13 protein-coding genes, 2 pseudogenes and 1 riboswitch are annotated in these 11,687 nt (G+C 65.3%); of the genes and pseudogenes, 13 read left to right on the plus strand and 2 right to left on the minus strand.

Annotated features, from left to right (window positions below; all coding sequences use genetic code 11):
- The 4 genes and pseudogenes from ACW8PS_RS11540 to cobJ form a co-directional block, all read left to right on the plus strand.
- A pseudogene (locus ACW8PS_RS11540) lies at positions 1-481 on the plus strand (precorrin-3B synthase); the annotation flags it as partial.
- Positions 471-1,100, plus strand: a complete 630-nt coding sequence (locus ACW8PS_RS11545) for a precorrin-8X methylmutase (protein WP_491527564.1) — start codon at positions 471-473, stop codon at positions 1,098-1,100. The pseudogene ACW8PS_RS11540 and the gene ACW8PS_RS11545, both read left to right, overlap by 11 nt.
- A gap of 2 nt (positions 1,101-1,102) precedes the next feature.
- A complete protein-coding gene (cobI, locus tag ACW8PS_RS11550) occupies positions 1,103-1,819 on the plus strand; it encodes a precorrin-2 C(20)-methyltransferase (protein ID WP_491527565.1) in 717 nt (238 codons plus the stop codon).
- The gene (gene cobJ / locus ACW8PS_RS11555; protein WP_491527566.1) at positions 1,816-2,553 is read left to right on the plus strand and encodes a precorrin-3B C(17)-methyltransferase; all 738 of its coding nucleotides are present in this window, start codon (positions 1,816-1,818) and stop codon (positions 2,551-2,553) included. Before cobI ends, cobJ begins: the two co-directional genes overlap by 4 nt.
- Here the strand turns inward: cobJ and ACW8PS_RS11560 are convergent.
- Positions 2,529-3,278 (minus strand): cobalt-precorrin-6A reductase, encoded by a 750-nt coding sequence (locus ACW8PS_RS11560; RefSeq protein ID WP_491527567.1) that lies wholly within the window; start codon positions 3,276-3,278, stop codon positions 2,529-2,531. The genes cobJ and ACW8PS_RS11560 overlap by 25 nt on opposite strands.
- Here ACW8PS_RS11560 and cbiE point away from each other — a divergent pair.
- The 9 genes from cbiE to cobF all read left to right on the plus strand — a co-directional run bounded on the left by cbiE (position 3,277) and on the right by cobF (position 10,085).
- Entirely contained in the window at positions 3,277-4,464 is a 1,188-nt protein-coding gene (gene cbiE, locus ACW8PS_RS11565) for a precorrin-6y C5,15-methyltransferase (decarboxylating) subunit CbiE (protein WP_491527568.1), read from the plus strand. The two genes, ACW8PS_RS11560 and cbiE, sit on opposite strands and share 2 nt — an antisense overlap.
- Positions 4,461-4,829, plus strand: a complete 369-nt coding sequence (locus ACW8PS_RS11570) for a cobalamin biosynthesis protein (RefSeq protein ID WP_491527569.1) — start codon at positions 4,461-4,463, stop codon at positions 4,827-4,829. The genes cbiE and ACW8PS_RS11570 overlap by 4 nt, the downstream gene beginning before the upstream one ends.
- Entirely contained in the window at positions 4,826-5,611 is a 786-nt protein-coding gene (gene cobM / locus ACW8PS_RS11575) for a precorrin-4 C(11)-methyltransferase (protein WP_491527570.1), read from the plus strand. Before ACW8PS_RS11570 ends, cobM begins: the two co-directional genes overlap by 4 nt.
- Positions 5,608-6,915, plus strand: a complete 1,308-nt coding sequence (locus ACW8PS_RS11580) for a cobyrinic acid a,c-diamide synthase CobB (protein ID WP_491527571.1) — start codon at positions 5,608-5,610, stop codon at positions 6,913-6,915. Before cobM ends, ACW8PS_RS11580 begins: the two co-directional genes overlap by 4 nt.
- Positions 6,912-7,631, plus strand: a complete 720-nt coding sequence (gene cobA, locus ACW8PS_RS11585; RefSeq protein WP_491527572.1) for a uroporphyrinogen-III C-methyltransferase — start codon at positions 6,912-6,914, stop codon at positions 7,629-7,631. The genes ACW8PS_RS11580 and cobA overlap by 4 nt, the downstream gene beginning before the upstream one ends.
- A complete protein-coding gene (locus tag ACW8PS_RS11590; protein ID WP_491527573.1) occupies positions 7,624-7,947 on the plus strand; it encodes a DUF1636 family protein in 324 nt (107 codons plus the stop codon). The genes cobA and ACW8PS_RS11590 overlap by 8 nt, the downstream gene beginning before the upstream one ends.
- 58 nt (positions 7,948-8,005) lie before the next feature.
- Positions 8,006-8,238: riboswitch (cobalamin riboswitch) on the plus strand.
- Between the two features lie 37 nt (positions 8,239-8,275).
- Positions 8,276-8,449, plus strand: coding sequence for a CbtB domain-containing protein (locus ACW8PS_RS11595; RefSeq protein ID WP_491527574.1), 174 nt, complete (start codon positions 8,276-8,278; stop codon positions 8,447-8,449).
- 19 nt (positions 8,450-8,468) lie between these two features.
- Entirely contained in the window at positions 8,469-9,248 is a 780-nt protein-coding gene (locus ACW8PS_RS11600) for a CbtA family protein (protein WP_491527575.1), read from the plus strand.
- 75 nt (positions 9,249-9,323) lie between these two features.
- The gene (gene cobF, locus ACW8PS_RS11605) at positions 9,324-10,085 is read left to right on the plus strand and encodes a precorrin-6A synthase (deacetylating) (RefSeq protein WP_491527576.1); all 762 of its coding nucleotides are present in this window, start codon (positions 9,324-9,326) and stop codon (positions 10,083-10,085) included.
- Positions 10,086-10,594: 509 nt separating this feature from the next.
- Here the strand turns inward: cobF and ACW8PS_RS11610 are convergent.
- Positions 10,595-11,625, minus strand: a pseudogene (locus ACW8PS_RS11610) (IS5 family transposase).
- Positions 11,626-11,687 lie beyond the last annotated feature (62 nt).

The following is an 11,687-nucleotide window of genomic DNA, read 5'->3' on the forward strand; positions in this document are numbered from 1 at the left end:
TCCTGCCCCGATCCATCCCGGCCCAACCCCGCAAGGCCAGCTTGTGGCGCTGGAATTTGGCCAGATCACCGCGGCGAGTTTCGCCAGGCTTGCCGGGATCGCCCCGCTCCGCCTGACGCCCTGGCGAATGCTGCTGCTGGAAGGTGCCAATGCCGCCCCCGATCTGCCCGGCCTGATCCATGACGCCGCCGACCCACGCCTGCGCATTTCTGTCTGCACCGGCGCGCCGGGCTGCCCGCAGGGCCTCTCTGCCACCCGGCCGCTCGCCCGCAGCCTCGCGCCGCACATGACACAGGGCCAGCACCTGCATATCTCGGGCTGCGCCAAGGGCTGCGCCCATCCCGGCCCGGCAAATCTGACCCTGACGGCAACCGGCGATGGCCGCTTTGATCTGATCCGCAATGGCCGCGCCGGTGATCCGCCCGACGCCCATTCCCTGACCCAAGACGCCCTGATAAAGGCCCTGACCCATGCCCCATAGCTATGAAACAAACGGTGCCGCGATCTATGCCGAAAGCTTTGCCACCATCCGGGCCGAGGCCGATCTGGCCCGGTTCAGCGCCGATGAGGAAGGCGTTGTGGTGCGCATGATCCATGCCGCCGGGCTGGTCGGGCTGGAAAAAGACGTGCAATTTTCACCCGACATGGCCGCCGTTGCGCGCAAGGCATTGGCGGCGGGCGCGCCGATCCTGTGTGACGCCCATATGGTCAGCGAGGGCATCACCCGCCCACGCCTGCCTGCGCAAAACGAAGTCATATGCACCCTGCGCGACGCGGCCGTCCCCGAGATGGCCCGGGCGATGTCCAACACGCGATCGGCGGCGGCGCTGGAATTGTGGCGCCCGCATCTGGAGGGCGCGCTGGTCGCCATCGGCAACGCCCCCACGGCGCTGTTTCATCTGCTCAACATGCTGCAAGATCCCGCCTGCCCGCGCCCGGCAGCCATCATCGGCTGCCCCGTCGGGTTCGTCGGTGCGGCAGAATCGAAAGCGGCGCTGATGGCCGATCTGCCGGTGCCCGCCATGATCGTGCGCGGCCGGCTCGGCGGATCGGCCATCACGGTGGCCGCCGTCAATGCGCTGGCATCGAAGGCGGAATGAGCATGGGCAAGGTGATCTGCACCGGCCTCGGCCCCGGCGACCCCGACCTGATGAGCCTGCGCGCCGACCGGCTGATCCGGGGCGCGCGCCATGTTGCCTATTTTCGCAAGGCGGGCCGCAAGGGCCAGGCACGCCAGATCGTTGACGGGATGCTGCGCGCCGATGTCACGGAACATGCGATGGAATATCCGGTCACCACCGAAATTGCCGTCACCGACCCGGACTATAACCGCCTCCTTTCTTCCTTCTATGCCGATTGGGCCGACCGGCTGACGGCCCTTGCCGCCACCTCCGATGTGGTGGTCCTGTGCGAAGGTGATCCTTTTTTCTACGGCTCCTTCATGCATCTGCATGCGCGGCTGCAGGGCCGGATCGCGGTCGAGATCGTGCCCGGCATCACCGGCATGTCGGGCTGCTGGACGGCGACCGATCAGCCGATCACCTGGGGCGATGATGTGCTGACGGTGGCCATGGCCACCCTGCCCGAAGCAGAGCTGACCCGGCGGCTGGCCGATACCGATGCCGCCGTGGTGATGAAGATCGGGCGCAATCTGGCCAAGCTGAAGCGGGCGCTGGCGGCTGCCGGGCGGCTGCAGGATGCCTGGCTGGTCGAACGCGGCACGATGGCCACGCAAAGCGTGCAGAAATTGACCACCTTCGAGGGCGAGGCCCCCTATTTCGCCATCTGCATCCTGCATGGCCGGGGGCGGCGGCCATGACCGGATGGGTGGTGGTGGCGGGGCTGGGGCCGGGGCGCGACGATCTGATCACGCCCGAGGTGCAGACCGCTCTGGCCGCGGCCAACGATATTGTGGGCTACATCCCTTATGTGCGCCGGGTGCCCGCCCGCCCCGGCCTGACCAAACACGAGACCGACAACCGGGTGGAGCTGGAGCGCGCCACCCATGCGTTGCAAATGGCTGCGGCGGGCAAACGCGTGGTTGTGGTCTCTTCGGGCGATCCCGGCGTTTTTGCCATGGCCTCGGCCCTGTTCGAGGCGCTGGAGGCCGGGCCAGAGGCGTGGCTGACGCTCGATATAAGGGTGCTGCCCGGCATTACCGCAATGCTGGCCGCCGCCGCCCGGATAGGCGCGCCCCTGGGCCATGATTTCGCGGCGATCAACCTGTCCGACAATCTCAAACCCTGGGATCTGATCGAGCACCGGCTGCGGCTGGCGGCGCAGGCCGGGTTCGCCATGGCATTCTACAATCCGCGATCAGCCGCGCGCCCGCATCAATTTGCCCGCGCGCTGGAGATCCTGCGCCAGGAATGCGGCGGGCAAACCCTGATCTCCTTCGCCCGCGCCGTCAGCACACCCGAGGAACACATCACCACCGTAACGCTTGACGCGGCAACGCCCGAGATGGCCGATATGCGCACCATGGTGATCGTCGGCAATCGCGACACGCGCCGGGTCGGGCGCTTTGTCTATACGCCCCGGTCAGCCTCATGATTCAGCCAGCGCAATACCGCATCAACGCTTTCCAGCACGCAACGTTCGGGCGTCGCGGGCCGGTCGATCATGATCACCGGCAGGCCAAGGGCGCGGGCCGCAGTGATCTTGGCCTCGGCCCCCGCACCGCCGCTGTTTTTCGCCACCACATGGCTGATGCGATGCTCCTGCATCAGGGCGGTATCGCCCGCCGCATCAAACGGCCCGCGTGCAATGACGGCATCGGCACCCGGCAAGGGCAGCGCGGCCTCGGGCGGATCGACCAGGCGCAGCAGGTAGAAATTGCCGGGCTTCAAGGCGAATTCACCGATATGCTGCTTGCCAATCGCCAGAAACACCCGCGCGCCGGTTTCCGGCAAAGCCGCAACGGCACCCGCAATGTCTGCCACGTGGGTCCAGCGATCGCCTTTGCCCGGCTGCCACTCAGGGCGTTGCAGCGCCACCAGCGCAACGCCCGCCCGATCACAGGCCGCAACCGCATTGGCGCTGATTCCGGCCGCGAAGGGATGGGTGGCATCAACGACATGGGTGATGCTTTCGGCCCTCAGATACTCCGCCAGCCCATCGGCACCGCCAAAACCGCCCACCCGCACCGGCAAAGGCTGCGTTGCGGGATTGCCGGTGCGCCCGGCATAGGAGAAGATCGCGCCATGCCCCCGATCGGCCAGCGCCTTGGCCAGTTGCGAGGCCTCGGTCGTGCCGCCGAGCAAAAGGAGATTTGTCATGGCTGATCCCTGGCTGAGCATCATCGGCTTGGGCGAGGATGGCCTGAATGGGCTGCCGCCCGCAAGCCGCGCCGCGCTGGATGGGGCCGAAATCGTGTTTGGTGCCCCCCGGCATCTGGATCTGGCCGCGGTCGGCGGGCGCGGGCGGGCATGGCCGGTGCCGTTCGATGTGGCCCCGGTTCTGGCCGCACGCGGGCGTCGCGTCGCGGTTCTCGCCTCGGGCGATCCGTTCTGGCACGGGGCCGGCGGGTCGCTGGCCGCGCAGCTTGAGACAGGCGAATGGCGCGCCTTCCCCGCGCCCTCGACGATATCCCTGGCGGCGGCGGCCCTTGGCTGGAAGCTTGAGGAGGTTCAGGCCATGGCGCTTCACGCCGCGCCGGTTCAGCGCCTGGCCCCGATCCTGGCACCCGGCGCGCGGTTCCTCTGCACGATGCGCGATGGTGCGGCTGTGGCCGGCTTGGCGGCGTGGCTCGATGAACAGGGGTTCGGGGCCTCGCATCTGACAATCCTGGAGGCGCTTGGCGGGCCGCGCCAACGCATCCGCGAAACGCGGGCCTCGCGCTATGAATTCAACGATGTCGTCCATCCCGTCACCGTCGCCATCGAGGCCTGGGGCGGGGCCGCCCTGCCCCGCGCCTCGGGCCTGCCCGATGATCTCTTTGCCCATGATGGCCAGATCACCAAACGCCCGATCCGGGCGCTGACCCTGTCGGCGCTGGCACCGCGCCCGGGGCAGCATCTGTGGGATCTTGGCGCTGGCTCCGGCTCGATCTCGGTCGAGTTCTGCCTGGCCGCCCCCGGCTCCACGGCCAGCGCAGTTGAGCTCCGCTCTGAGCGCGCCGCAAATATCCGCGAAAACGCGCGCCGCTTTGGCCTCGAACACCGGCTGGACGTGGTTGAGGGGGCAAGCCTCGATCTGTTGGAGGATCTGCCGGAGCCGGATGTGATCTTTGTCGGCGGCGGTGCGAGTGAGGCCTTGCTGGTGGCGCTCTGGCCCCGGATGACCCCCGGCACGACGCTGGTGATAAACGCCGTGACGCTGGAAACCGAGGCGCTGCTGACCCGCTGGCATGGCGAACGGGGCGGGCATCTCTTGCGGGTCGAAACCTCCCAGGCCGCTCCGCTTGGCACCCTGCGCGGATGGGACCGGGCGCGGCCGGTTCTGCAATGGAGTGTCACCAGATGATCGTTGCAGGGATCGGGCTTCGCGCGCAGGCCAGCGCAGCCGCCATCGGGGAAGCGCTGGACCTGACGGGAAGGGCACCTTGCCTTCTGGCCTGCCTTGAAACCAGGCAGACCCCGGCCCTGAGCACGCTTGCCGCCAGATTGTCCCTGCCGATTGTCGCCCTTGATGAGACCGAAATCGCGGGGCTTCAGACGCTGACCTGTTCACCGCGCATCACATCGCGGTTTGCCACCGGATCGGTGGCCGAAGCGCTGGCCCTTGCGGCGGCGCGAAAAGGTGGGTTCAAGGCCCGCCTGATCGCCCCACGTGTCACCAGCGCCTGCGGCATGGCCACGGCGGCGCTTGCAGAAAGGATGCCATCATGACGGTGCATTTCATCGGCGCAGGCCCGGGGGCCGCCGATCTGATCACCCTGCGCGGGCGCGACCTGATCGCCGCCTGCCCGGTCTGCCTTTTCGCCGGATCGCTGGTGCCCGAGGCGCTGCTGGCCCATTGCCCGCCGGACGCGCGGATCGTCAACACCGCCCCCCTGTCGCTGGATGAGATCATCGCCGAAATCGCAGGTGCCGATGCCGCCGGCCATGACGTGGCCCGGCTGCATTCCGGCGATCTGTCGGTCTGGTCGGCAATGGGCGAACAATTGCGCCGCTTGCGCAGCCTTGGCATTGCCTATGACGTGACCCCGGGTGTTCCCGCCTTTGCCGCCGCCGCCGCCGCCCTTGGCGCGGAACTGACCCTGCCGGGGGTGGCGCAATCGCTGGTCCTGACCCGCATATCAGGCCGTGCCAGCGCCATGCCGGAGGGCGAAACACTGGAAAACTTCGCCGCCACCGGCGCGACGCTGGCCATTCACCTGTCGATCCATGTGTTGGAGGAGGTCATCGACCGGCTCAGCCCCGCCTATGGCCCGGATTGCCCCGCCGCCGTGATCTGGCGCGCGACATGGCCCGATCAGCGCATCGTCAAGGCGACATTGGCCACGCTGGTGGCCGCCACCAAAGGCGAACGCGGGCGCACCGCGCTGATCCTGGTGGGCCACGCCCTGGGGGCCGAGGATTTCGACGAAAGCTGTCTTTATGCGGGCGATTACGACCGCCGCTTTCGCCCCGTGGGCACCGCGCCCCGCTTTCCCGAGGATGCGCCATGATCCCGCCCGGCCTGCTCATTTCCGCGCCTGCATCGGGCACCGGCAAGACCACGCTGATGCTGGGGCTGCTGGCTGCGTTCAGGGCGCGCGGGCTGGCGGTGCAACCGTTCAAGAGCGGCCCCGATTATATCGACCCCGGCTTTCACCGCGCCGCATCCGGTCGGGCCTCGGTCAATCTCGATAGCTGGGCCATGTCGCGCGACATGCTGGCCGGGTTGATCTCGGGCGCTGCGGGCGCCGACCTGATCCTGGCCGAAGGCTCGATGGGCCTCTTTGACGGTGTGATCAGCGATGGCGAATGCGGCAACGGGGCCAGCGCCCAGATCGCGGCGCTGACGGGCTGGCCGGTGGTTCTGGTGCTGGATACATCGGGCCAGGCGCAATCGGCGGCGGCGGTGGCCAAGGGCTTTGCAACCATGCGCCCGGATGTGCATCTGGCGGGCGTGGTGCTGAACCGCGTGGCCTCACCCCGGCACGAGGCGATGCTGCGCGCGGGAATGGCCGAGACCGGCATCGAGGTTCTGGGGGTCCTGCCACGCAGCACCGAGATTGCAATGCCGGAACGCCATCTGGGTCTGGTGCAGGCCGAAGATCAGGCCGATCTGGCACGGGTCTTGCAGGCCGCGGGCGATTTCGTCGCCGAAAATACCGATCTCGACCGCCTGCTGGCGGTGGCTGGCGCAACACAGCTTGTCGGCCCGCCCATGCGCATCACACCGCCGGGGCAGCGCATCGCCCTGGCCCGCGACGCGGCGTTTTCCTTTGTCTATCCGCATCAATTGGATGGCTGGCGCGCCAATGGGGCCGAAATCTCGCTGTTTTCGCCGCTGAATGATGAGCCCCCCGATGCCAAGGCCGATATCTGCTGGCTGCCCGGCGGCTACCCCGAACTGCATGCCGGGACATTGGCAGCGGCCGATACCTTCCGCAGCGGCCTGCGCAAATTCGCCGAAACCGCCCCCGTGCATGGCGAATGCGGCGGCTATATGGCGATGGGGGCGGCGCTGATCGACAAGGCGGGCGCACGCCACCAGATGGCGGGGCTTTTGGGGCTGGTCACTTCCTTTGCCAAGCGCAAGATGCATCTGGGCTATCGGCTGGCCACGCTGAAATCCGCCATGCCCGGCCTTGCCCCCGGCGCGCGGCTGCGTGGCCATGAGTTTCATTACACCACCATCCTGGAACAACCCGACGCAGCCCTGGCCGAAATCCGCGATGCCAATGGCGATATCCTCCCCGAAACCGGGTCAAGGCGCGGCCATGCCAGCGGCACGTTTTTCCACCAGATCGCCGAGGCGACATGACCGGGTTTGTCAGTTTCGTATCCTCCGGCCCCGGTGATCCGGAGCTGTTGACCCTGAAGGCGGTGGACCGTCTGTCCCGCGCCGATGCGGTGCTGTTCGATGATCTGTCCTCCGGGCCGATCCTGACCCATGCCCGCGATGGGGCCGATCTGATCGGGGTCGGCAAACGTGCCGGGCGGCCCTCGCCCAGGCAGGACCATGTCAGCAAGCTGCTGGTGGAATACGCCCGGACCGGGCAGCGCGTGGTGCGGCTCAAATCCGGCGATTGCGGCATTTTCGGGCGGCTCGAGGAGGAGGTCGTGGCGCTGCGCGCGGCAGGCATCGGGTTCGAGATCATTCCCGGCGTCACCTCGGCCTCGGCCGCCGCCGCTGCTGCCGGTATCCCGCTGACGCGGCGCCTGACCGCACGCCGGGTGCAGTTTGTCACCGGCCATGACGTGACCGGCGCATTGCCCGAAGGGCTGGATCTGAGCGCGCTGGCCGATGCCGGGGCCACCACCGTCGTCTATATGGGCAAGCGCACCTTCGCCGGGCTGGTGGCGCGGCTGGTCGCGGCAGGCCTGCCGCCTGATACGCCCGCAATGCTGGCCGAATCGGTCTCGACCGAAGATCAGCGCCTGACCCGGGCCAGCATCACTGAGTTGGCCGCGCTTCTGGCCCGCTCGGACAGCACCGCTCCGGGGTTGATCCTGTATGGGCCGCTGGCCGATGGCTGAGGCGCGGGCGGTCACGATCACGATTTGCGCCACATGCGCGCTTGGTCAATCCGGGTTTGGCACCGCGTTGCAAACGGCCCTGCCTGCTGCCCGAATTGCCACCGTCGACTGCATGTCAGGCTGCACCCGGGCCTCGACCGTGGCCTTTCGCAGCCCCGGCAAGACCGCCTATCTGTTTGGCGAATTGACCGAGGCCGACCTGCCCCTGTTGCAGCAATTCCATGATCTCTATGCGCAATCGCCCGACGGCAATTTTGCCGATGCCCGGGTTTTGGGCGATCTGCGGCACAAGGCAATTGCCCGTATTCCCGGCTGAGGTCGCAATCAGACCGCAACCCGCCCCTTTTCGCCATTGACCGAAACCGGCGCATCAACGCATATTCAAATGATATGGTGTTCCGCATAGACGCAAAGCGTCGGAACTGAAACGGGAACGGGGTCAGGGCGGACCAATTTGCGGCGCCCCAAGCCTCGACCGCCCCCGCGACTGTAAGCGGTGAGCGGCTTTTCGATATCCCACTGCCGGGGTCTGCTAGCCTTGGTGGGAAGGGGAAAAGCCGCGTCACGAGCCGCGAGTCAGGAGACCGGCCATGTGCAATGAAACCATAATGGCCGTCGGGTGTGACGGCTCGGAGAACAAAAACATGTCACACGCAATCTCAACCAGCGCCGCACAATCGCAATCCAAGCTGGCAAGCATTCTTTTCGTCGCATTTCTGGGCCTGGGAATCGTCTTCACAGCGGGCTATGCGCAATCATCCGTTTTGCATAACGCAGCCCATGATCTGCGCCACGCCTCCGGCTTTCCCTGCCACTAAGCGCGCGTAAATCAATCAGATGACCATTCGTATGGTAGTCGGCGGCATGATCGCCGGCTTTGCAGCAGGCCTGTTGGCAGCCCTGCTTCATTTCGCATTCCTTCAGAATACCTTGCTTCTGGGGGAACAATATGAATCCGGCGAAGCGGTCCATTGGGCCGGTCTGCTGACCGATGACGCGATGTCGGAGACCGTCGAATCCGGTGAAGGCGAAGGCGAAGGCGACACCGCGTCCGAAGCCCACCCCGCTGCCCACATACACAACGGCACCCACATGGAAGAAGACATGGAAGAAGACAGCGCCTTCACCCGAAACGCGCTGACGGTGCTCATTACCGGCTTTGTCTATACCGGCTACGGCCTGATCCTGGTGGCGGCAATGCAGGTGCCTGCCCTTTTTGGGCGAAGCGTCAATCCGCGCGACGGTATTCTGTGGGGGGTGGCAGGCTTTGCGGCGTTTCAGATGCTGCCATCATTGGGCTTGCCACCGCAATTGCCCGGCACGCTGTCTGCGGATGTGGTGCAGCGCCAGATCTGGTGGATTGCCACGATAGCCGCTTCCGCTATCGGTCTTGGCCTTTTTGCCTATGGGCGCAATCTGCTTTGGGCTTTGGTGGCCATCGCTCTGCTTGTCGCGCCGCATCTGATTGGCGCGCCGCAGATCGAGGGCTATTGGGGCTATGCCCCGCCCGAGCTGGGGGCCGCATTCGCAACCCGGGCTCTGGGCGTCGGCATGGTGGCCTGGGCCTTCCTGGGCTGGCTGGTGATGCGGGTGGCCCCGCCGCAGGATGTGGGCTGACACGCGCTTTGCCTCTTGAACAGCTTGCCGCCCCGCGCCAACATCGCGGGGCGGCACCATGAAGGGCGCAGCGCCATGATCGAACTTACCCTTGTCGGTATCGGCACCGGCAATCCCAGACACCTGACGCTGCAGGCGGTCGAGGCGCTGAACGCGGCCGACCTGATCCTGATCCCGACCAAAGGGCCCGACAAGGATGATCTGGCCGAATTGCGCCGCCGGATCTGCGCCGATACCATCACCGCGCCCTCTGTCCGCATTGCCGAATTTGCCTTGCCCGAACGGGATCCCGCCATCGCCGATTATGCCACCCGCGTGGCCGCCTGGCATGACGAAATTGCAGCGATCTGGGCCGATCAGATCCGCGCCCATATCGGCAGCACTGGCCGGGTGGCGTTTCTGGTCTGGGGCGACCCTTCACTTTATGACAGCACCCTGCGCATCGCCCAACGGGTGGCGCGCGGGCTGCCAATGGAAATCAAAATCATTCCCGGCATCACCGCCATTCAGGCTCTGACCGCGGGCCATGCCATTGCGCTGAACCGGATCAACGCGCCGGTGACCATCACCACCGGGCGCCGGATCCGCGACTATGGCTGGCCTGCCGGGGCTGACAGCCTTGTGGTGATGCTGGATGGCGAATGCAGTTTTCAGAGGCTGGACCAGAGCGGCCTGCATATCTGGTGGAGCGCCTATGCCGGGATGGAAACCGAGCTGACCCTGTCCGGCCCGCTGCCCGATATCGCCGATCAGATCATCCAGACCCGCGCCCGCGCCCGCGCCGCACATGGCTGGATCATGGATATCTACCTGCTGCGGCGGCAACCTCCGGCCTGATTGCGACGCGGCCACCGTCGCGAACCGGCGGTTGCGGCAGGCCCTGCCATCGCTAGGTTTGGGGCATATCCTGCCACGGGAGCCCCCGGAACCATGACCCTCAGCATACCTGAACCCACACCGGTTTTCGATCGCCTCGCCCGTTTCACGCTGACCATAGCACCTCTCAGAAAACCTGCATCGCTTAACGCTGCCTGAAATCAAAGATTTCAACGCGGTTCAAGCGATGCATCATGTCTGAGAGGCTGATTGGAAAAGGGTTGAGTGAATTCAGTAGGTTGTGATTCTGTTCAGTTGGATACCTGAATGGAGATCAAGATGGCTTGGACTGAATTCACCCGAAAACTACATGAACGCGCATCGCCCCGATATTCAAGGAATGTCTGATCAACGTCCCGGCCTAGCCATTTTGATCTGATTTTGACCTTGGGCGGCGGATTTTCCCTCGTTTTCGGCAGTTTTACCGCTCTATTCGGTGCCGAGCCCGCATTTTCGGCGGACTCCGCCCGTCACACCATCAGCCGCTTTCGGACCAGATACAGATTGCCGAGGGCGAACAGACTGAACAACTGCGCCCGGTTCTTTGCCAGCCCACGGTAGCGGGTCTTGATGTAGTCAAACTGCCGCTTCAGCACCCGGAACGGATGCTCGACCCTGGACCTGACTTTGGCAATCAGGCGATTGTTGTGCTCATCAATGGGGTGCAGCGTGTCGCCCCTAGGTGCCTTGCGCATAACACCCCAGAACTTGGCTGGTCCGGCGAAGGCGTCTTCGCGTTCGGCGCTGACATAGGCCTTATCTGCCCAAACCGATGTTTCGTCGCCGTGCAGCAATTCGTCCCAGACCCGGCTGTCGTGCACCTTGGCCGTTGATGTCTCCAAGCTGTGAACGATGCCACTGTCGGCATCGACACCCACATGCGCCTTCCGTTGCCCGGCAGTGGTTTGCTTGCAAACCACGAGAGGAGGGCCGAAATACCAGTCGTTGCCCTTCTTCGTGCTCGTCATTTCCGGATCGCGCTTGCCCGCCTTGTTCTTCGTCGAGGATGGCGCGTCGATGATGGTCGCATCGATCAGCGTGCCCGAGCGCAGCGTCACACCGTTCTCGGCCAGATGCGCGTTCACCTCGGCAAAGATAGCTTCGGGCAATCCATGGCGTTCCAGAAGGTGACGGAAATTCAGGATCGTAGTCTCGTCCGGGATACGGTCGTCGCCCAGCTCCAACCCGGTAAAGCGCCGCATGGCATCGCTGTCATAGAGGCTTTCCTCGGCCATCCACTGCCCGGCAGTGCATGATTACATGCACGAGAGGGGTCACTCAGCGCATACCACTGCTGCAAGCAATAGATCCGCAACATCACGTCCAGCGGTATCGTCGGTCGGCCACCCTTGCTGCCCATCTTCGGATAATGCGGCTCGATCAGCGCCAGTAGCCGCGACCAGGGCACCACAGCCTCCATCTCGGTCAGGAACTTCTCTCGCCGTGTCACCTTCTTCTTGGTGGCATGGGCAAGAGAGGCAAAAGTCATCTGTTTGGGCATCCGCAGGCTCCAGGTTCGTTCTACCCGAGCCTATCAGATCACACCAAATTGCCGAGGTTTTT

The sequence above is a fragment of the Alterinioella sp. genome, assembly GCF_058343375.1.